Here is a 22,862-nt window from a genome sequence, read left to right as displayed (position 1 = left end):
AGGGAAAAATAAAAAGCAAAATTATTTGTTTTTTCTATTGCTTTTTATTTTTCTTTTATTTCCTATTGATATAAACAACTCTTTTTGTATTATTAAAAAAATAAATAAAAACACCAAAAATATTATAAACCTAAACATATAATCACCTTATATTTAAATTCTTTTTATATGTATTAATTATCGTTTCTATAACTGCAGTCTTAAAACCTTTTTCTTCCATAGTTCGTATACCTTCTATAGTAGTTCCACCTGGAGAACATACCATATATTTTAATTCGCTCGTTGAAATATTTTTTTGTTTTAACAGTTCAGATGTACCTATTATCGTTTCTAAAACAATATCTAATGCCTCTTTATAAGGCATACCTAAATATATAGCTGCATCAACTAAAGCTTCAATAAACATAGCAACAAATGCAGGGCCACTTCCACTTAAAGCAGAAAATTTATTTATATTTTCTTCACTTGTTATAAAAACTCTTCCTATACTTGATAACATTTTTGTTACAAACTCTCGTTCTTCATTATCTAATTTTACAATTGTTGCTGCAATTACACCAGAATTTATTAGTGCTGGTACATTAGGCATTAACCTTACAATCTTGTTCCAACCAGTGTTTTTCACAATTTCATCTATTGTTATTCCTGCTGCCAATGATATTAATACCTTATCATCACAATAATTACTTTTAATAATTCCATAAATATCTTTATAAACATTTGGCTTTATAGCCAAAATTATGTACTTTGCATTCTTAAAAACTTCATCATAATCCCTACATATGTTTATTCCAAATTTTTGTTTTGCATTATAACATTTTTCATTATCAATATCAAAAATATATATATCATTCGCTGCAATAACATTGTTATTAATCAAACCATTAACTATTGCATTTGCCATATTACCAAAACCAATGAAACCTATCATATTATACCCCCTAAATACAATAAAGTACAAGCTATTAAGTTTATTATAATAAAATATCATTAAAAAATCAAAGGTTCAAATTATAAAACTGTTTTTTAACAATAAAAATAAGCGACCAATAAGTCGCTTATACAAAAATATCTACATCAATATTTTCAATAGAATATTTATCTAGTAACGGATCAACAACACCACTAATAAATTCTTCTACTTGTTCTAGTGATCGCCCGATATATTTACTTTCATCCATTATATCACTAATATCTTCTTTATTTAATCCAAACATCGGATCATTCATTATCCTATCTAACAAATCATTATTTCCTCCTAATTGTTTTACATTTTTAGCTGCTTCCATAGAATGAACTCTTATCCTTTCATGTAATTCTTGCCTATCTCCGCCTCGTTTTACACATTCCATCAAGATATTTTCTGTTGCCATAAAAGGCAATTCATCTCTAACTCTTCTTAAAATTACCTTATCATTAACAACCATATTAGAGCTTATATTTATGTATAAATTTAATATGCCATCAACAGCTAAAAAAGATTCTGCAATCACTATTCTTCTATTAGCTGAATCATCTAATGTTCTTTCAAACCATTGGGTTGATGCTGTTATATCTGCGTTTGTGGAATTAACAATTACATATCTAGCCAATGCTGAAATTCTTTCAGATCTCATAGGGTTTCTTTTATATGGCATAGCCGAAGAACCAATTTGATTTTTTTCAAAAGGTTCCTCTATTTCTTTAAAGCTTTGAAGAATTCTTAAATCGTTACTAAATTTATAAGCACTTTGAGCAATATTAGATAATACGTTTAATACTATAGAATCTTGTTTTCTAGGATAAGTTTGCCCAGTAACTTTAAAATATTTATCTTTAAATCCCATTTTTTCACAAATCATTTCATCTAATTTCTTTACCTTATTATGGTCTCCATTAAATAATTTTAAAAAACTTGCCTGTGTACCAGTAGTACCCTTTACTCCCAAAAGTTTTAAATTTTCAATACAATATTCTAGTTGTTCAAAATCCATAATTAAATCTTGTATCCACAAACATGCTCTTTTACCTACAGTCGTTAACTGAGCTGGCTGTAAATGAGTATATGATAATGTTGGCAAACCTTTATATTTTAAAGCAAACTCTCTTAAATTTTTAATACATACTAATAGTTTAGCTTTAATTAGTTCTAAGGCCTCTTTCATTATAATAACATCTGTATTGTCACCAACATAACAACTTGTTGCTCCTAAATGAATTATAGGTTTTGCTGTAGGACATTGCATTCCATAAGCATATACATGAGACATAACATCATGCCTTGTTTCTCTCTCTTTGTTCTCAGCCACCTCATAATTAATATCTTCAGCATATTTCTTAAGCTCATCAATTTGTTCATCAGTAATATTTAACCCCAATTCTTTTTCCGACTCAGCAAGTGCTATCCATAGTTTTCTCCATGTTTTAAACTTTTTATCATCTGAAAATAAATATGACATTTCTCTACTTGCATATCTTTTTGTTAATGGACTAATATATAATTCTCTATCAGTCAATTCATTCGCCTCCTAACGTAAATTCTTTTTATTTAAATGATTTTATTTCGTAGTTTTATTATAACACAACTTTTACAATATAAAAAGTAGGAGATTACACCCCTACTTTAATTTTTTTATAAAAGCTTCAATTCTATTCAACCCTTCTTTTATTTGTTCCAAAGAAGTTGCAAATGACAATCTAATATAATTATCATCTCCAAAAGCGTCTCCTGGAATTACAGCTACCTTTTCTTCATCCAATAGAACATTTGCAAATTCTAATGATGAGTTTATTATATTTCCATTAAATGATTTTCCTATTAGTTTAGATATATTAATCATTACATAAAATGCACCTATAGGTTTAACACAACTTAAACCTTCAATACTATTTATCTTGTCTACCATATAGTTTCTTCTTAATTCAAATTCTTTTCTCATTTTTTCTATTACTTCTTGATCGCCTTTCAATGCTGCCACACTTGCATATTGAGCAATTGTATTAGGATTTGATGTAGCGTGACTTTGTATATTAGCCATTAGTGATGCTATCTCTTTATTAGAAGCTGTATAACCTATTCTCCAACCAGTCATAGCATATGCCTTAGACATACCATTTATTACAATTGTTCTATTTTTAATTTCATCATTTAATGAAGCTATACTTATATGTTTGTATTCATCATATATTAACTTTTCATATATTTCATCTGATATAACTATCAAATCATGCTTTACAGCAATTTCAGCTATTTTCTCTAATTCTTCTTTTGTATAAACTGCACCAGTTGGATTACTTGGACTATTTAATATAATAGCTTTTGTTTTTGATGTTATTTTTTCTTCTAATTCATGAATTTTTATTTTAAACTGATTGTCTTCTGATGTATTAATATAAACAGGCACTGCATCAACCAATTTAACTAATTCAGGATAGCTCACCCAATATGGTACAGGAATAATAACTTCATCACCTGGATTACAAATTGCCATTAGCGCATTATAAATTGAATGCTTTGCGCCATTCGATATAACTATTTCTGCTGGAGAATATTCTAAATTGTTTTCTTCCTTTAGCTTCATACAAATAGCTTCCTTTAATTCGATTATACCTGATGCAGGAGTGTACCTAGTTAACCCCTTGTTTATTGCATCAAATGCTGCATCTTTTACAAATTGAGGAGTATCAAAATCAGGTTCTCCTGCACCAAAACTTATTACATTAATTCCTTCACTTTTCATCTTTTTAGCTTTTGCAGTTATTGCTAGTGTTGTAGATGGTGTAATTGCCTTTGCTTTTCTTGATAACTCCATATTTTACCCTCCCCGAATTAATCATATATTGTATTTAATGTATATTTTAAAATATACATTGATTCTTCTATTAATGGTTTATTTATATTTTTAATAACTTCAAAATGCTTCTTCCCATCTTCAGTTATTCTATATATTCTTTTTGTTTTTTTATCTGGTTCCTCCCACCAACCTTCAATTAACAAATTATCCTCCATATCCCTTAAAAGTGGATAAATCATTCCCGGACTAGGGCGCCATATGTAATTTAAACTTTTTTCTATTAAATCTATCAATTCATTTCCATAACAATTCTTCTGATTTAAAAAATGTAATATAAATAGTTTTACAACAGTTGTTGTATTAAACTTACTAGGTAGCTGTCTATTCCTCTGCCCACCTGTAGATACCATTTCATCCACCTCTTCAATTTTAAATATACACTTAATATACTTAAAATATATCATTAAAACAATTATATGTCTATACAGTTTGCAACTTTTCTTTCATTTTTTTAAAATAAATAAAAAATGGAGAGTTTTCTCTCCATTTTAATTTTATTTATTATCTTGGCTGAACAATAAACTTTATTGCTGTTCTTTCTTCACCATCAATATTAACATCAGTAAATGCAGGGATGCATATTAAATCAATTCCACTTGGTGCTACATATCCTCTTGCAATTGCAACAGCCTTTATAGCTTGATTAATAGCACCTGCACCTATAGCCTGCATCTCTGCAACACCTTTTTCCCTTACAACACCTGCTAAAGCACCTGCTACAGAATTTGGATTTGATTTTGCTGAAACCTTTAATACTTCCATGTTTTAGTACCTCCTTAAAGTTGCTTATTATTTTCTCATAATTCTATATTCTACATAAATTAAAAAAATCCTTCTTAAAATTGTTAAATAATTTAATAATTCCAAAAATCTAAGACAAAAAACTAAAAATAGGACAGTAATAAACTGTCCTATTATTTTGCATATTCTATAGCTCTAACTTCTCTTATTACATTAACTTTAATTTGACCTGGATATTCTAACTCACTTTCAATTCTTTTTACTATATCCCTTGCCATTTGTATAGCATCAGCATCAGAAATTTGTTCTGGTTTTACCATTATTCTAATCTCTCTACCTGCTTGAATAGCATATGATTTTTCAACACCATCAAAAGAATCAGCTATTTCTTCTAATTTTTCTAATCTCTTTATATATGCCTCAAGTGTTTCTCTTCTTGCTCCAGGTCTAGCAGCTGAAATTGCATCTGCAGCCTGAACAAGAATAGCTTCAATTGTTTGAGGCTCTATATCACCATGGTGTGCTGAAACCGCATGTATAACTGCTGGAGATTCATTATATTTCTTTAGTATATCTCCACCTATCATAGCATGAGGTCCTTCTATTTCATGATCTAATGCTTTACCTATATCATGTAATAAACCTGCTCTCTTTGCTAAAGCAACATCTGCACCTAATTCTGCAGCCATTAATCCTGCTAAATATGCAACCTCAATTGAATGCTTTAAAACATTTTGTCCATAACTTGTTCTATACTTTAATCTACCTAGCAACTTTATTAGTTCGCTATGTAAACCATGTACACCTGTTTCAAAAGTAGCTTGTTCACCTTGTTCTCGAATATCATTTTCAACTTCTTTCTTTGCCTTTTCCACCATCTCTTCAATTCTTGCAGGATGTATTCTACCATCTGCAATAAGCTTTTCTAACGCTAAACGAGCAACTTCCCTTCTAATTGGATCAAAACCTGATAAAATAACAGCTTCAGGAGTATCATCAATTATAAGATCAATTCCTGTTAATGTTTCTAATGTTCGAATATTTCTACCTTCTCTTCCTATTATCCTACCTTTCATTTCATCGTTAGGTAGGTTTACAACTGAAACTGTTGTCTCAGCAACATGATCTGCAGCACATCTTTGAATAGCACAAGCAATTATCTCTCTCGCTTTTTTATCGGCTTCTTCCTTTGCTTTTGTTTCAATTTCTTTTATAAGCATTGCTGCATCATGTTTAACTTCTTCTCTAACATTGCTTAAAATAATTTCTTTTGCTTCCTCTGTTGTTAAATTTGCTATTCTTTCAAGCTCTTGAATTTGTTTCTTGTAAACCTCATTTAATTGTTCCTGTAATTCTTGTATTTCCTGTTGTTTTTTAGTTAAATTTTCCTCTCTTGCTTCTAATGCTTCAACCTTTTTATCGAGAGTCTCCTCTCTTAATATTAATCTTCTTTCCATTCTTTGAAGTTCATTTCTTCTTTCTCTTACTTCCTTGTCAAACTCATTTCTAAGCTTATGAACTTCTTCTCTAGCTTCAATTATTGCTTCCTTCTTTTTTGATTCAGCTTCTTTTTCTGCATCAGAAACTATTTTTTTAGCTAATTCTTCAGCAGATTGAATCTTCTTTTCAGATATATTTTTTCTAATAAAATAGCCTAGCATAAAGGCTATAATACCTGTTGCTCCAATTAATAATAGCCATACAAGAGTACTAATACACAACACCTCCCTCAAAACGTCAAAAAAATTAAACTTAATTTATCATATATTTGTTATTTTTTAAGTAAAATTCAATTTAGAGACTCTAACAAATAGAAGCAAGAAACAAAGCAAATTGAAACCATTATTTGTCTTTATTTTATTATAGTTTTAATTTTATGTCAAGTTAGAGGGGTAACAGTACTTACATTGTCAATCAATTCAACCTTATACTTTTTATCAGCTGATTCAAGTAAATGGGTATTATGTGTAACCATAATTATCTGTCTTTTAAACATATTAGATACCTGTTTCAAAAACTCTGCAACATTTATTATAAAATCATCACTTACATGTTTAGCAGGTTCATCTAAGATCAAAGGACCATTAATCTTTGGATTATGAGCTTCTAAAAGGGCAATTCTTAACGCTAAGGATACAATATCAACAACTCCCCCTCCTCTTGAAACCTCTGGTCTTGTTACCACATTTTGTCCATTATCAAGAGGAGTAATAACATAAAAATCAGCTTCATTACGATTTGCTTTTTCATTTAACTCTATTTTAAATTCAATATTAGAGTTAAATATATATTGTAAGCAATTGGTTACTATATATTCTATTTGTTGCTTTGATTGATTTCTTGCATATTCAGATACACTCTGTAACAACCTTCTAGTTTCTAATAACGTCAATTCTTTTTTATCTAAAATTTCCATCTTTTCATTTAATTTTATTTTTTCATTATTTAATGTATCTAATTTACCTTTGAGTTGATAATAAATTTCTTTCTCTTGATTTAAACTTTTATTTAAGTTCTGTATTTTTTCTCTCCACATAAAATCACCTTATTATATATCCCTTGGCATTAAGGATTCTGCTTCATTTATAAGTTTTACAATTTCATCTTCTAAGCTTTTAATTTCATTTTCTAAGTTATCAGGTTCAAAACCTAACTTTTTTATTTCGTTCATAATTTCGTTTTTTTGTAATTGCAATTGTTCCAATCTTGTTTCTGCTTTAATTCTTTTATTTTTAGCATATTCTAATTTTTTCTTTAGCTCATTTAATTTATCTTCATAGTTTATCATTTTTATATTCCTCCTCACTATAATTAAATTGATTCTAGTATCTTATCTATTTTTAATTCATCAATATCACTTCCACACAAAGGACACACAGAAATATTTTTTAAAATATTCTTATATTCTTCTGTTAGATTATATATGTTTTGAGAACAATCTTTGTAATTCTGTTCTACAGCTTTAAATTCCTTTTCTATCATATCAAAATCTTTTTTAAGTGTAATAATATTAATTAATACATTATAGAGTTTTTCTATATTAACTATTTTATTCTGGCATTCTTCTTGATAACGGAATTTTTTCATATATTCATTACCTTTATTTATTGAATTAATACATAGATTTAATTGTTGATATTTATCACTTAATGCACTATATTTGCTTATTACTTTTTCTAATCTAACCAATATATTATTTATTTCTTGTACATTTTTAGTTTCAATTTCTATTATTCTATTATTCTCTATTTCATTTTCAATTAGCTTATATTTTTTATAATAATCTATGATGTCTATATACTTTTTTAAATAATTTTCAAGGATCTTAAGCTTTATTTCTATATGTTCTAAATTACTTGTATTGTTTAATATATCTTTTTGATTCTTAATTTCTTTTGCTAATAATTTCATATTTTTTAAAAGCTTTGTAGAATTAGTATAATTATAAACTTTTACTTCTAATAATTCCAAGTCTATTTTCTCTATTTTTCTTAATTCACTAACCAAACTCTCTTCATAATCAATTTCTCGATCAATTTGATTTATTAGTTCTTTATAATATTTTAGTTTGTCTAACAAATCAAGCTTATCTTGAATTTTTTTAATTAATGTTTCTTTTTTTAATATTAAATCTTCTAGATCATAAATATATTCTAAATCTTTTATTTGTTTATCTAGTTTATCTAAGTCATCTTTTAAATTTCTTTTTTCAAACTGTATTGAGCTAATTTCTCTATTGATCTCCTTTATTGCCTCATCAATTATGTGAAGTCCAACAATCCTTCCTATAGCTTTTGACTTATATGAATTTGGCTGGCTTAACAAAAAAGGTCCTTCCAATTGCTCAGAGATATTTAAACAAATATTAGTATCTTTATCTATTTGTATTTTCTTTATTTTATGTGCTTCAAGTATTTCTAAAGGTATATCATTTCCAAAACCCTCATATATTGTCTCATTTTCGCCTTCTATTAATTTATAAAGATTTTTAGATTTTGTCCTTTCCCTAATTATTTTTATACCATTAGACAAAACAATTGAAACTCTGCAATAAGAAGCCCCAAAACGAATAAATTCTGTTCCTTTGGGTTCATTAAACAATACCCATTTTAAAGCTCTTATTATAGCTGATTTGCCATTGTCCGATGGTCCTACAATAACATTCAAATTACTACTAAAATCAATTTTAGTAAACTCATGGGATTGAAAATTTTCTATTTCAATTGATTTTATATATATCAATCTACCACCTCATTTGATAAAAGTAAGTGTGCTCTCGATAACCTATCAAGTGCCTCTTTTTTTATTTCATCAGGTATTGCTTCTTTTCTTGCTATTTCTTCTACAATTTGATTTATACTTAACATCTCGAATTCTCCGTAACTATTTACCGATTGAATTATTTTATTTAATATTACTTCTCTTTGTGCCTGTTCTTTGACAAAACTTCTATCTATAACTAATTCTCCCTCTGGAGCTGTCTTTAATTTTTCAATACTTATCTCTATATTATTTTTTTCTAAATTAATAACAGCAAAAGAAGGACTTCTTTTTATTTCCGAAAGACTATTATTAATTCTAACAAGCGCTCCAGGATTTACAAAATATTTATCGTTAATTTTTAAAGCTCCATAACCAGTATGATAATGTCCACATAATGTAATATCTGCCTCAGTCATACTAAAAATGTCATCAATTAAAGTATGAGGTACCTCCTTAATAAACGATTTTTCCATTAACATACCATGTACAACATGAATTAAATAATCACATCCATCTTTGTTTTTGGATATATATTTCTCCTTATTTATATCAACATCAATATCATAATAATAGTTGGCACCTGTTACTTTAATTTTCATTTCTTCATCTTCTAAAATTACATGATTATTATCTAATATATGAACTATACCTAATGTTTCTAAAATACCAATAATTGTTCTGTTTACAGTATTGGGATTCTGTCCATAAATATCATGATTACCTAAAACCATATATATAGGCTTTGGAAATTGATTTAATAGATAGATAAACCTTTGCATAACCGATAACGATACATCTGGCCTATCTAATAAGTCTCCTCCAAATATAACATAATTGACTTTATTTTCTTTTATAAAGTTAAGTATTTCATTTAATTTATTATATAAGGTATCCTGAAATACATCTAGTCGCGATCTAGGATTTGTTCCTCTTATATGTGTATCTGTAAAAAATAAAACCTTCATAATACCTACTCCCAATCTATTTCATTATTTATTTTAAATACAGCCTTTTTTATTTCTTCAAAAGTATACCCTTTATTATATAAATATCTTATCGCTTTCTGAAGACTTTCTTTATCTTTTTTATTTCCTTTTAACTTTTTGATAAGTAAAGCATATGCATTGTTTAAAATTTCTTCTTCATCAAATTGTATCTTATCTAATATTTCAGCTTCAATACCTTTATTTTTTAAATCGTTTATAATTCTTTTTTTTCCTATTTTATTTAATTTTACTTTTCTGTACGCAAATTTTTCTGCATATTTCATATCATCCACAAATCCATATTCACATAATTTATCTAATATAACTTCTATACTATTATCACTATATCCCTTCTCTTTTAATTTATCAAACATTTCACTTTTTGTATAATCTTTATTACTTAAAAGATTTAATCCATATTTAAAACCTTTACTTATTTCACATTTCTCAATTATTTTCTCTAACTCTTCCTTAGAAAATATTCTATCTATATCAATTTGATATTTTATAATATCCTCTAATTCTGCTGAAAAACAATAGTTACCATCTACAAAAATATTATATCTATTACTGTTATTTTTTTGTTTCTCTATATATGTAATTTTCATCTAATCACCTCTAAAAATTGAAAATAAACATCCCATCTGGGATGTTTATTTAATTCATTTATTCTTCTTTTTTATTATCCTGTGAACTTGCTGGTAAATTTAAAGGTAAATTATATTTTTGTCTTATTGCATTCTCTATTTCTAATGCTAAATTAGGATTTTCTTTTAAATAACTTTTAGCATTTTCTCTACCTTGTCCTAATTTTATATCCTTATATGAAAACCACGCACCACTCTTTTGAACAATGTTATTATTTACTGCAACATCTAGTATATTACCTTCTCTTGAAATTCCTTCGCCATACATTATATCGAATTCTGCCTGTTTAAAAGGTGGAGCAACTTTATTCTTTACTACTTTTACCCTTGTTCTGCTTCCTATAACATCTTCACCTTGCTTTATTGAATCAACCTTTCTTACATCTAATCTAACTGAAGCATAGAATTTAAGTGCTCTACCACCTGGAGTTGTTTCAGGACTACCAAACATAACACCAACTTTTTCTCTTAACTGGTTAATAAATACAGCCACACATTTAGATTTATTTATAGCACCTGCTAATTTTCTTAAAGCCTGTGACATTAATCTTGCTTGTAATCCTACAAAAGCATCTCCCATTTCACCTTCAATCTCTGCTTTAGGAACAAGTGCAGCGACTGAATCTACAACAATGACATCAATTGCACCAGACCTAACTAATGCTTCAGCAATTTCTAATGCTTGTTCTCCTGTATCTGGTTGTGATACAACTAAATTTGATACATCTACACCTAGTTTTGCAGCATATGTAGGATCAAGTGCATGTTCTGCATCTATGAAGGCAGCTGTACCCCCATTTTTTTGAGCTTCTGCTATTATATGCAAAGCAACAGTAGTCTTACCTGAAGACTCAGGTCCATAAATTTCAACTATTCTACCTCTAGGTACTCCTCCTATACCTAATGCTATATCTAAATCTAATGAACCTGTTGATATTGCTTCAACATTCAATTTAGAATTTTCGCCTAACTTCATGATTGAACCTTTACCAAACTGTTTTTCTATTTGACTTAATGCTAATTCTAGTGCTTTTTGTTTTTCGTTCATTTTAATCCTTCCTTTCCCCGAACATCTGTTCTTATTATATAATAAAATTTTATAAAGGTCAACAATAATATTTATTATTGTTGACCTTTATCATTTTTGATAATATCATTTTAGTAATATTTTGAGAATAATATAAATAGGACAAACAAATCGTTTGTCCTATTTCAATCTTTTGAGTTTATAAATTTTCTATTCTTATAAATATAATCAATACCAGATATAATTGTTATTATAGTAGCTATATACATTAAATATATGTTAAATTTCATTTCAATTAATGCTGCTATTATTGCTATTATTTGAGTTATCGTTTTTAATTTACCCCAATTGCTAGCTGCAATTACATTTCCTTCAGATGCTGCAACTGCTCTTAAGCCTGTTATTGCAAATTCACGAGCCAATATAATAATTACAAGCCATGATGGTATTTTCTTTAGTTCAACAAGAGCAACTAAGGCTGCAGTCACGATCAATTTGTCAGCTAACGGGTCTAAGAATTTTCCGAATTTTGTAATCTGATTTCTGCTACGAGCAATATATCCATCTAAAGTATCCGTTAATGCTGCAATAATAAATATAGATGTAGCTGTTAAATTACCATATGGCATTTTGACTAATAGAAAAAACAAAAATACAGGAACTAAGAAAATTCTCGTAATTGTAATTTTATTTGCCAAATTCATTTAAATCATCTCCTATTAAATCATATTCAAACGCATTAACAATTTTAATTTTAATAATATCACCATTATTATATTTATTTTTTGTATTTATATATACAATTTGATCAATTTCTGGTGCATCTCCATATGTTCTACCATAATAAACTCCATCACTTGTTATACCATCAATTATTACCTCTAATACACTTCCTATTAAACTTTTATTTTTTTCTAATGAAATTTTTCTTTGTATTTTCATCAACCTATCTTTTCTTTTTACTTTTATATACTCTGGTATTTGGTTTTCCATCAGTGCTGCTCTTGTACCTTCTTCCTGTGAATATTCAAAAACTCCAACTCTATCTAATTTATAATTTTTTATAAACTCAACTAATTCATTAAAATCCTCTTCCTGTTCGCCAGGAAAGCCTACTATTAATGATGTTCTTATAACTGCATTGTTAATTTTTGTTCTTATTTTAGTAATAACATCAATGATTCTTTCTTTAGTTGTTCTTCTATTCATCAATTTTAATATATTATTGCTTATATGTTGTATTGGAATATCAAAATAGTTACAAATTTTTTTACTATTTTTTATCGTATCAATCAATTCATCATCAATTTCTTCTGGATAAGAATACATTATCCTAATCCACTCTATACCTTCTATGGTTTCAAGTTCAGTTAACAACTTGCATAGCATCTTCTTCCCATATATATCTATACCATACATAGTTGTATCCTGTGCAACTAAAATTAATTCTTTAACACCTTGTTTTGCAAGTTGATTGGCCTCTTTAATGATATCCTCCATCTTTCTGCTTCGGAACCTACCTCTTAGCTGTGGGATAATACAATAGCTACAATTATTGTTACATCCTTCAGCTATTTTAATATAAGCATAATGTCTTGGTGTTGTTAAAACTCTTTCTTTATATTCTAAATTATAATTTATATTTCCTACTTTTACAATCTTATTATTTCCATTTAAAATATTATTAACAATTTCTACAATATTAGTATAATTGCCTGTTCCAACAACTGCATCAAGCTCAGGCATTTCCTCTATTAACTCCTGTTTATATCTTTCTGCCATACAACCAGTAGCAATTATAGCTTTACATGAACCTTCTATTTTATTTTGTGCCATTTCAAGTATAGTTTCTATTGATTCTCTCTTTGCTGATTCAATAAATCCACAGGTGTTTACTATGATTATATCTGCCTTTGTTTCGTCATTTACAATTTCAAATCCATTCTTTTTTAATTCTGATAGCATAACCTCAGCATCAATTCTGTTTTTATCACAACCTAATGAAATTAAACCTACTTTATATTTCAATCTTATCAACTCCTTTAATCTTATTTCCTGGGCAATTATCTTTGATTATTTCTATTTTGCTTTATTTTTCTTTATTTTACTTATTACTTCTCATTCTTACATCATTAATTATATTTTTTTGTTTTGCGACAAAAATCAACCTCATATATTTTATAATATACGAGGTTGATTTACAATATATATTAATATTTTTCTACATCTTGCTTAGAAATTAATACTTGCCTTGGTTTGCTTCCTTCTTGTTTACCTACAATTCCCCTTGATTCCATCTCTTCTATCAACCTTGCTGCTCTATTAAATCCAATTCTTAATCTTCTTTGCAACATTGATGCTGATATTTGTCCACTTTCTATAGCAATATTTACAGCTTCACTAAATAGTTCATCTTCATAATCATCATTTGTGTTATTAATATTTCCAATGTTATTCTCAATATCATCAATAATATCTTCTTTATATTCTGTGTTACTGTTATTTTTTAAATAATTTACAACATCTTCTACTTCTTTATCTGAAATAAATGCTCCTTGAATTCTAATAGGTTTACTCTCACCTATTGGCATAAATAACATGTCTCCCCTACCCAATAATCTTTCTGCTCCTGACATATCTAAAATAGTTCTAGAATCCACTTGGCTTGATACTGCAAAAGCAATCCTAGATGGAATATTTGCTTTAATAACCCCAGTAATTACATCAACAGATGGTCTTTGAGTTGCTATAACAAGGTGCATACCTGCTGCTCTTGCCATTTGTGCAAGTCTGCATATTGCATCTTCAACATCATTTGGAGCAACCATCATTAAATCAGCTAACTCATCTATTACTATTACTATCTTTGGCATTTTTTTAGAAGGATCTATTTTATTCATAAGTTCATTATAGCCTTCTATATTTCTTACATTATTTTCTGCAAAAGCTTTATATCTATTTGTCATTTCATTTACTGCCCAATATAAAGCTGAAGCCGCTTTTTTAGGTTCTGTTACAACCGGTATTAATAAGTGAGGAATACCATTGTAGATAGATAATTCAACAACTTTTGGATCTACTAACAGCATTTTTACTTCATTAGGTGAAGATTTATAAATAATACTTGTTATCAAAGTATTTATACAAACACTTTTACCCGAACCTGTTGCACCCGCAATAAGAAGATGTGGCATTTTGGCTAAATCAGCAACTATGCATTTTCCTGTTATATCTTTACCTAAAGCAAATGCAAGATTAGATTTAAAATCGTTAAATTCTTTTGATTCAATAACTTCCCTTAATGTAACTGGAACTACTTCTTTATTAGGAACTTCTATTCCTATAGCTGATTTACCTGGAATTGGTGCTTCAATTCTTACAGAAGGTGCTGCTAAATTTAATGCAATATCATCTGACAAATTAACAATTCTACTTACTTTCACACCTGCACTTGGTTGCACCTCATATCTTGTTACTGACGGTCCACGATTTACTTGTATAACTTTTGCTTCAACTCCAAAACTGTTTAATGTATCCTCAAGTAGTTTAGCGTTTTGAAGTAACTCCTTCTTATCTTGTATCCCTCCCTTAAATTTATTCTCACTTAATAGGTCAATAGGAGGAAATTTATATTCAATCAAATTACTATTTCTACTACTTATTTGATCATTTAGTTCATCTACAGCTGTTTCTTTATCCTCAATTTTATCTACCTTAAAATCATCTTTTATTTCCTTCTCTTTTGTTTCCTTTAGAAAATCAACTATTTTAATTTTTTTATCTATTTTTTCTATATTTTCTTTTAGTTCGTTAACTTCTGCTTCATTGTTTTCGTCTTCAATCTTTTCACTATCATTTTTGCTATCTTTTATTATTTGTTTTCTCAATTTATTTTTATTCTTTAGACCTTCAATAAAATTCAAAGTAGAAAACAATAATGATCTTTCTGTTATTAAAATTACTAAAATAATTATTGTACAAATTAATATAATATATGTTCCTAAACTTCCAAATATATAAATCATTGGTGATGCAAGCAGTTCACCAATTACTCCTCCACCTTTAAGGGAGATTCCATTTAAATATGCTTCCTTTAACTTCTCAATGAATTTTAAATTATTCAATTTTGAAGAATATGATATGGTTAACATAACATTTATTATGTATAACAATGTTGTAACATAATAAAATTTTCTATTAAACTTTGCTTTTCCTCTCTTTATTATAAAAAATGCCCCTATAATCAAAAAATAAATTGGAAAAATATAAGCACTAATTCCAAACATCCCCATTGTAAAATCTCTTATAAATACACCTGCAATACCCGTTGGTCTAATATAAATACTAAGTGCAATTATTAGTGATATACCAAAAATGATTATTCCATATATTTCTTTTTTTAAACTTGAATTGAAGTCACTATTATTTCGTTTTGTACTTTTAGCCATCCTATCACCTCACAAAAGTCTTCTATATGAAAATATAACATATTAGCAAAAAAAAGCAAATGCAATTTTTATGCATTTGCTTTATCAATTAATTCTCTTAATTTTCTTATTGCATCTCCAATACCACCAACTTCATTAATTAACCCTAGTTCTACTGCCTGCTGACCTATCAATATAGTACCCATATCATTTAACAATTCATCTGTTTCCAACATAAGTTCACGTAATTTTTCTTTTGAAACCCTACTATTTCGAGTAATAAAATTTAATATTCTATCTTGCATTTTTTGGAAATAAGTAAATGTTTGCGGTACACCAATTACTAAACCATTCATACGTATAGGATGTATAATCATAGTTGCTGTAGGGGATATAAAAGAATATTTTGTAGATACAGCTAGTGGTACTCCTATACTATGTCCTCCACCTACAACTAGTGATACTGTAGGCTTTGTTATACTATTTACCATTTCCGCAATTGCTAATCCTGCCTCAACATCTCCTCCAACAGTATTTAAAATAACAAGTAGACCTTTTATATTAGGATTTTCTTCTACATTAACTAACTGAGGAAAAACATGTTCATATTTAGTCGATTTAGTCTGTGGTGGTAAAACTGTATGCCCTTCAATTTGGCCTATTATTGTCATTGTAAAAATATCTGATATAAAGGGACTACTAGGAAAATTACCCAGTTCCTTTATATTTTCTGAAACATCTATATTTTTTTGAACTTCTTTATCAGGTTTTTCTTCATTAAATAAGAAATCCATAACTTTATCACCTCGTTATTTATTCTAACCAATATATAACCAATTTATAAAATTATACATAAAATTTATTTTAATTACGTTGTAATAAAGCAATTTACAAATAAAAAAATCCTATCAAGAAACTACTTGATAGGATTTTTTTATTATAACTCAAAAGCTTCATGTAATGCTTTTATTGCATTTGTTGTATCTTCTTCCTTTACTAAACACCATATTGTAGTATGTGAATCTGCAGTTTGTAACACTTTAATATTCTTTTCCTTTAGTGCCTTTAGTATTTTAGCCATGACACCTGGTATTCCTCTCATACCATTTCCTATTACTGCAATCTTACTACAATTTGAAACAACTGTATATTTTAATTTTAATTCATCTAAAATTTTCTTTACATTCTCTTCTTGTTTTGAATCAACAGTAAATACTCTATAGTTTGGAAAAACATTTATTAAATCTATACTTATCTTATTCGCAGCTAATATATCAAATACATCATCAACATATTGATTTTCTTCGCCATACTCAACACTTATTTGAGTTCTTGATGACATATGTGTTATTCCTGTAATTATTCTGCCAATGCTTTCACGAGATGCTGTTATTAATGTTCCTTTTGAATTTGACATTGTATTCTTAATGTAGACTGGTATATTTACCTTCATTGCATATTCTACAGCTCTTGGATGTATTACCTTTGCACCTTGATCAGCAAATTGAAATACTTCATTATAACTCATTGTCTCAATTAAATGAGCATCATCAACTATTCTTGGATCGGCTGTCATTATTCCATCAACATCTGTATAAATTTCTACAAATTCTGCCTTTAAAGCAGCTCCCAATGCAGTACCTGTAATATCACTACCACCTCTACCTAATGTGGTAATTTCACCGCTTTGAGTCATACCTTGAAAACCTGCCACAACAGGTACATATCCTTCGTTAATATAATTTATGAGCTTTGTTGTATCAATTCTTAATATATCAGCATTACCAAAATTGTCATTAGTTATAATTCCTGCTTGGCCTCCAGTTAATACTCTGGGCTTTAAACCTCTTTTTGATAATACCTCTGCCATAACAACACATGAAATTATTTCTCCACATGACATTAAAATATCATATTCCCTTTTTTCTAAATATGCCTTCTCATTATCAATTAAAGATAGTAGTGTATCAGTAGCATATGGATCCCCTTTTCGTCCTATTGCAGAAACTACTACAACCGGTTTGTACCCTTTTTTTATAGCATCAATTACTTTATCTGCAACCATTTCCCTTCTCTGTTGAGTTGAAACAGATGTTCCTCCAAACTTTTGTACTATTATTTTCATATCTTGGCCTCCTCAAGTCATATGCTAACACTACTATATTATACTACTTTACATCAAATTCTGCTATTAAAATTTAGTTTTTAAATCAAAAAGTATTGTCTTTTTAAAAACATTTATTCTTTTATTCCACGGCAACTCTATGTAATCTTTATTTTTAAATGAAAAGAATGAAAAATTCGGGGTAGTTATTAAACTTTCAATTTCTCCTGAAAGTCTATTAAAAACTATATCACAATCTGCTATAGTACCAAATTTACTACCCTCTGAAACATCTATTATTTCTAATTCCATAAGTTCGGATAACCTTTTACTCATAATAGATCCCCCTCCCCTTATAATACTATTATATGAAAAAAGATGGTTTATAGACCTGTAGATCCAAAACCATCTTTTCCCCTTATAGTTTCATCTAAATTTTCTGCCTCAATAATTTCAGGTATTACAACTTTGTTTATTACCATTTGTGCTATTCTATCACCACGTCTTATAATAAAAGGTTCCTTTCCAAGATTAATTAAAATAACACCTATTTCTCCTCTATAATCGCTGTCAATTGTACCTGGTGAATTAACTAGGGCAATCCCATTTTTTAAAGCTAAACCACTTCTTGGCCTTATTTGTGCTTCATAACCTATAGGTAAACTAATTGAAATACCTGTTGGTATTAATTTAATTTCCATAGGATTTACAACAACTTCGCCTTCAACATTTGCATAAAGATCCATTCCACATGAACCCTCAGTCATAAACTTTGGTAGTGGTAAATCCTTAGCATTTTCTAGCCTTTTTATTTGTAACTTCATTTTTTACCCCCAAATTATTTTTTTATATTTATCTTCATTTATATTCTTGCCAACAATCGCAGCTGCTTTAATTCCTTTAGTAAATACTTTATTTATTATTTTTTCTACATCATCTTCTGTTATAGCATCAATCCTATTTAAAACTTCTTTAGGCTCGTAAACTTTATTTTGTAAAATTAATGACTTACCCATACTGAACATTCTATTAGCAACACTCTCTAGACCAAGAATATAATTTCCCTTTAGTTGTTCCTTTGCTTTTCTTATACTTTCTTTATCAATACCATTTTTATATAACTTTTCTATCTCTTCTCTAATAAACATAATAGCTTTTTCAACCTGAGCTTCATTTAAAGCAAAATAGATATTAAAGGAACCACAATTAATATAGGATGACGGAAATGAATAAATAGTATAAACTAATCCATTTTCTTCTCTTAACCTTTGAAATAATCTTGAACTAGTTCCTCCACCAAAATAATTGTTTATAGCTGATAATGTATATATTTCTTCATTCCCTAATTCAATTCCATCCATACATAATCCAATATGAACTTGTTCAATATCCTTTTGTTTAAACAATATATTACTTTTAATAGATGGATTTGTTATATTAACTTTTCCTCTTTCTTTTACATTTATATTTTGTAAAAATGATTCTAATTTATTTATGACATTTTCTTCATTAAAATTTCCTGTTATTGCAATTACAATATTGTCTGCCGTATATGTATCATTCATATAATTTATGATTTTTTCTCTAGACATTTTGTCTATTGTATCATGACTACCTAATATTGAATATGAAAGTGTATCTCCATCCCAAGCAGCTTTAGATAATAAATCTCCTACCAAATCTTCAGGTGAATCTTCATACATATTTATCTCTTCTTTTATTACTCCTTTTTCTTTTTCTATATCCTCTAAATTCATATTTGAATTAAAAACCATATCTAATAATACATCCATTGCAACATCAATATGCTGATCAATCATCTTAACATAATAACAGGTTGCTTCCTTAGCAGTAAATGCATTGATCTGACCACCTAAAGATTCAATATCCTCTGCTATCTGCTTTGCTGTTCTATTTTTTGTTCCTTTGAACATCATATGCTCAATAAAATGTGATATTCCGTTAATTTCCTGATTTTCATAACGTGAACCACTTTTTACCCAGATTCCTACACTAACAGAGTTAACATAAGGTATATACTCAGTAACCAAACGAATTCCACTTTTTAAATTTATTATTTTATACATAAAAACCTCCTGAAAATAATTTATAGTTTAAAATTAGAGGTCAAAAACTTTTATAAATTTCAAAAAAAGGCTTATAAAAAGCCTTATTCTTTGTTATCTTCAGTTTTTTCCTTTTTAATTGCATCTTTTCTTGATAAATTTATTCTACCTTGGCTATCTATTTCTGTAACCTTAACTAATATTTCATCTCCAACATTAACTACATCTTCAACTTTATTTACCCTTTCATGAGCCAATTTTGAAATATGTACCAATCCTTCTTTTCCAGGTAGTATTTCAACAAATGCACCAAATTGTGTAATTCTGTTTACCCTACCTAAATATATTTCACCTACTTGTACATCTTTTGTTATTCCTTCAATAATTTTCTTTGCTCTCTCTCCAGCTTCTATACTTGGCGCACATATGTATAGTCTTCCATCATCTTCAATGTCGATCTTTACACCTGTTTCAGCAATTATTTTATTAATTGTCTTTCCACCTGGACCTATAACATCTCTTATTTTATCAGGATCAATTATCATTGGAACTATTCTAGGCGCATATTTTGAAAGTTCTTTTCTTGGTTCTGGTATTACTTTTAACATCGTATCAAGTATCTTCATTCTTGCTTCTCTTGCTTGTTTAATTGCTCTTCTTATAATATCTTCTGTTAATCCTTTTAGTTTTGTATCAACTTGAATTGCAGTAATTCCCTTTTCTGTACCAGCTACTTTAAAATCCATATCTCCAAAGAAATCTTCAATGCCTTGAATATCTGTTAAAATTTCTGCTCTTGTTAATTCTTCATCAGTAACTAATCCCATAGCGATACCTGCAACTGGTCGTTTAATTGGTACACCAGCATCCATTAAAGCTAAAGTACTTGCACAAACACTGGCTTGAGATGTTGAACCATTAGAACTTAATACTTCTGAAACTAATCTTATAGTATAAGGAAATTCTTCTTCTGGTGGAATAACAGGCTCTAGTGCTCTTTCTGCTAATGCACCATGACCTATTTCTCTTCTACCAGGTCCTCTTAAGAACTTAACTTCCCCAGTAGAATATGGTGGGAAATTATAGTGATGCATATATCTCTTAAATTCTTCATCTCCTAGCCCATCTAGTATTTGTACATCTCCTAAAGCTCCTAAAGTTGCTGCAGTTAAAACTTGAGTTTGTCCGCGTTGGAATAAACCTGAACCATGTGTTCTTGGTAAAATTCCAACTTCACAATATAATGGTCTTATTTCATCAAATTTTCTTCCATCAGGTCTTCTCTTTTCTTCTAATATCATTCTTCTAACATGTTCCTTCATTATTCTATACATAACATCATCTATATCTTTTTCTGCTTCTTCAAATATTTCTGCAAAATGAGCAAACACTTCCTCTTTAACTTGATCAACTTTTTCTTGTCTTTCTTGTCTATCTGTATATTGAAGTGCTTCCCATAATTTATCAGTTGCATATTCTCTAACTGCTGTTTCTATTTCCTCTGGAACTTTGTATAGTTCAGGAACTTTCTTTTCTTTTCCACATTGTTTAGTTATATCCTCTTGAAATTTTATTAAATCTTGACATGCTTTAAATCCAAACATTATAGCATCAATCATTACATCTTCTGGTATTTCTTTTCCACCTGCTTCAATCATCATTACCTTTTCTTTTGTTGCTGATACAACTAGATGTAGATCACTTTGTTCTCTCTCTTTTGCAGTTGGATTAACAATAAATTGACCATCAATTCTACCAACTAAAACTGCTGCACAAGGTCCCTCAAATGGTATATCTGATATACATAAAGCTAATGAAGCACCATTCATTGCAACAATTTCAGGTGGATTATCTGGATCAACAGAAAGAACTGTACATATAACTTGAACATCATTTCTATAACCTTTTGGGAATAAAGGTCTAATCGGTCTGTCTATAGCTCTAGCAGACAATATAGCCTTTTCTGTTGGTTTTCCTTCCCTCTTTATAAAACCTCCTGGAATCTTTCCTACTGCATATAACCTTTCTTCATAATCAACACTTAACGGGAAAAAATCTACTCCTTCTTTTGGTTCCTCAGATGCATTTGCTGTTACTAATACAACTGTTTCACCATAACTTAATAAAACAGCACCATTAGAAAGCAATGCATATTTTCCTATGTCAGCTTTTACTTCTCTTCCCGCAAATGTTGTTGTAAAAACATTATGCATCAAATAGCCTCCCTTCATTATCCTCTTTATTTATTATTTCATAAAAAATATAATTTAAAACATTTTTTCACAACTTTATTATACCATATATTGTACATATTGATATAATCTTTTAAAATTAAAAATTTAATGATTTTTTACAAGTTTAAAAAATAGAGCGGATAAACCGCTCTATTTTTAAGGAATTATTTTCTGATTTCTAGATCAGCAATTATTTGACGATACTTTTCAAGATCAGTCTTCATTAGATAGTTTAGAAGTCCTCTTCTCTTACCAACCATCTTTAAAAGACCTCTTCTTGAATGATGGTCATGTTTATGAACCTTTAAGTGTTCAGTTAAATGGTTGATTCTTTCTGTTAATAATGCGATTTGAACTTCTGGTGATCCAGTGTCGCCTTCATGTCTTTGGTACTTGTTGATAATCTCTTGCTTCTTAACCTTATCCATTTGTTACACCTCCTAATTTATTAACCCCTAGTGCAAGGTTAACGCCGGTGCTACGATAACTTTGCACAGGTTACAGACAGATTATATCAAAACAATCTATTGTTGT

At 28.6% G+C, this 22,862-nt stretch carries 22 protein-coding genes; all 22 read right to left on the bottom strand.

Features of this window, described 5'->3' with window-relative positions:
• Positions 1-142 precede the first annotated feature (142 nt).
• The 22 genes from proC to rpsO all read right to left on the bottom strand — a co-directional run bounded on the left by proC (position 143) and on the right by rpsO (position 22,756).
• Positions 143-931 (bottom strand): pyrroline-5-carboxylate reductase, encoded by a 789-nt coding sequence (gene proC / locus TCEL_RS04640; RefSeq protein ID WP_018661631.1) that lies wholly within the window; start codon positions 929-931, stop codon positions 143-145.
• Positions 932-1,058: 127 nt separating this feature from the next.
• A complete protein-coding gene (gene purB / locus TCEL_RS04635) occupies positions 1,059-2,495 on the bottom strand; it encodes an adenylosuccinate lyase (RefSeq protein WP_018661629.1) in 1,437 nt (478 codons plus the stop codon).
• A 102-nt stretch (positions 2,496-2,597) separates the two neighbouring features.
• The gene (locus TCEL_RS04630) at positions 2,598-3,791 is read right to left on the bottom strand and encodes a pyridoxal phosphate-dependent aminotransferase (protein WP_018661627.1); all 1,194 of its coding nucleotides are present in this window, start codon (positions 3,789-3,791) and stop codon (positions 2,598-2,600) included.
• A gap of 17 nt (positions 3,792-3,808) precedes the next feature.
• Positions 3,809-4,237, bottom strand: a complete 429-nt coding sequence (locus TCEL_RS04625) for a PadR family transcriptional regulator (protein WP_242823436.1) — start codon at positions 4,235-4,237, stop codon at positions 3,809-3,811.
• 97 nt (positions 4,238-4,334) lie between these two features.
• A complete protein-coding gene (locus TCEL_RS04620) occupies positions 4,335-4,595 on the bottom strand; it encodes a stage V sporulation protein S (protein WP_018661622.1) in 261 nt (86 codons plus the stop codon).
• Between the two features lie 152 nt (positions 4,596-4,747).
• Positions 4,748-6,235, bottom strand: a complete 1,488-nt coding sequence (gene rny, locus TCEL_RS04615; RefSeq protein WP_242823450.1) for a ribonuclease Y — start codon at positions 6,233-6,235, stop codon at positions 4,748-4,750.
• Between the two features lie 218 nt (positions 6,236-6,453).
• Positions 6,454-7,110 carry a hypothetical protein gene (locus TCEL_RS04610; protein WP_018661618.1) on the bottom strand — a complete coding sequence of 219 codons (657 nt, stop codon included), beginning with the start codon at positions 7,108-7,110 and terminating at the stop codon, positions 6,454-6,456.
• Positions 7,111-7,122: 12 nt separating this feature from the next.
• Positions 7,123-7,362, bottom strand: coding sequence for a hypothetical protein (locus TCEL_RS04605; protein WP_018661616.1), 240 nt, complete (start codon positions 7,360-7,362; stop codon positions 7,123-7,125).
• 23 nt (positions 7,363-7,385) lie between these two features.
• Entirely contained in the window at positions 7,386-8,816 is a 1,431-nt protein-coding gene (locus TCEL_RS04600) for an AAA family ATPase (RefSeq protein ID WP_018661615.1), read from the bottom strand.
• Positions 8,813-9,802 (bottom strand): metallophosphoesterase family protein, encoded by a 990-nt coding sequence (locus TCEL_RS04595; protein WP_018661613.1) that lies wholly within the window; start codon positions 9,800-9,802, stop codon positions 8,813-8,815. Before TCEL_RS04595 ends, TCEL_RS04600 begins: the two co-directional genes overlap by 4 nt.
• Positions 9,803-9,807: 5 nt before the next feature.
• Entirely contained in the window at positions 9,808-10,431 is a 624-nt protein-coding gene (locus tag TCEL_RS04590) for a regulatory protein RecX (RefSeq protein ID WP_018661611.1), read from the bottom strand.
• 58 nt (positions 10,432-10,489) lie between these two features.
• Entirely contained in the window at positions 10,490-11,518 is a 1,029-nt protein-coding gene (recA, locus tag TCEL_RS04585; protein WP_018661609.1) for a recombinase RecA, read from the bottom strand.
• Positions 11,519-11,682: 164 nt separating this feature from the next.
• Positions 11,683-12,201 (bottom strand): CDP-diacylglycerol--glycerol-3-phosphate 3-phosphatidyltransferase, encoded by a 519-nt coding sequence (gene pgsA, locus TCEL_RS04580; RefSeq protein WP_018661607.1) that lies wholly within the window; start codon positions 12,199-12,201, stop codon positions 11,683-11,685.
• On the bottom strand, positions 12,185-13,525 hold the full coding sequence (gene rimO / locus TCEL_RS04575) for a 30S ribosomal protein S12 methylthiotransferase RimO (protein ID WP_018661605.1): 1,341 nt from the start codon (positions 13,523-13,525) through the stop codon (positions 12,185-12,187). The genes pgsA and rimO overlap by 17 nt, the downstream gene beginning before the upstream one ends.
• Positions 13,526-13,707: 182 nt before the next feature.
• On the bottom strand, positions 13,708-15,945 hold the full coding sequence (locus tag TCEL_RS04570) for an FtsK/SpoIIIE family DNA translocase (protein WP_018661603.1): 2,238 nt from the start codon (positions 15,943-15,945) through the stop codon (positions 13,708-13,710).
• A 68-nt stretch (positions 15,946-16,013) separates the two neighbouring features.
• Positions 16,014-16,718 carry a ClpP family protease gene (locus TCEL_RS04565; protein WP_018661601.1) on the bottom strand — a complete coding sequence of 235 codons (705 nt, stop codon included), beginning with the start codon at positions 16,716-16,718 and terminating at the stop codon, positions 16,014-16,016.
• A gap of 143 nt (positions 16,719-16,861) precedes the next feature.
• Positions 16,862-18,049: an aspartate kinase gene (gene dapG, locus TCEL_RS04560; RefSeq protein ID WP_018661598.1), complete on the bottom strand. Its 1,188-nt coding sequence runs from the start codon at positions 18,047-18,049 to the stop codon at positions 16,862-16,864.
• A gap of 66 nt (positions 18,050-18,115) precedes the next feature.
• Positions 18,116-18,364, bottom strand: coding sequence for a YlmC/YmxH family sporulation protein (locus tag TCEL_RS04555; protein ID WP_018661596.1), 249 nt, complete (start codon positions 18,362-18,364; stop codon positions 18,116-18,118).
• 47 nt (positions 18,365-18,411) lie between these two features.
• The gene (gene dut, locus TCEL_RS04550) at positions 18,412-18,852 is read right to left on the bottom strand and encodes a dUTP diphosphatase (protein ID WP_018661595.1); all 441 of its coding nucleotides are present in this window, start codon (positions 18,850-18,852) and stop codon (positions 18,412-18,414) included.
• Positions 18,853-18,855: 3 nt separating this feature from the next.
• A complete protein-coding gene (locus tag TCEL_RS04545; protein WP_018661593.1) occupies positions 18,856-20,115 on the bottom strand; it encodes a M16 family metallopeptidase in 1,260 nt (419 codons plus the stop codon).
• Positions 20,116-20,198: 83 nt separating this feature from the next.
• Complete coding sequence (locus TCEL_RS04540) at positions 20,199-22,307, bottom strand: polyribonucleotide nucleotidyltransferase (protein ID WP_018661591.1); 2,109 nt, start codon at positions 22,305-22,307, stop codon at positions 20,199-20,201.
• Between the two features lie 185 nt (positions 22,308-22,492).
• On the bottom strand, positions 22,493-22,756 hold the full coding sequence (gene rpsO, locus TCEL_RS04535) for a 30S ribosomal protein S15 (RefSeq protein ID WP_018661590.1): 264 nt from the start codon (positions 22,754-22,756) through the stop codon (positions 22,493-22,495).
• Positions 22,757-22,862: the final 106 nt, after the last annotated feature.

Source organism: Thermobrachium celere DSM 8682, from assembly GCF_000430995.1.
Lineage (GTDB): Bacteria > Bacillota > Clostridia > Clostridiales > Caloramatoraceae > Thermobrachium > Thermobrachium celere.
Note: the sequence above shows the minus strand (reverse complement) of the source record. Positions and strands in the feature narration are given on the sequence as shown.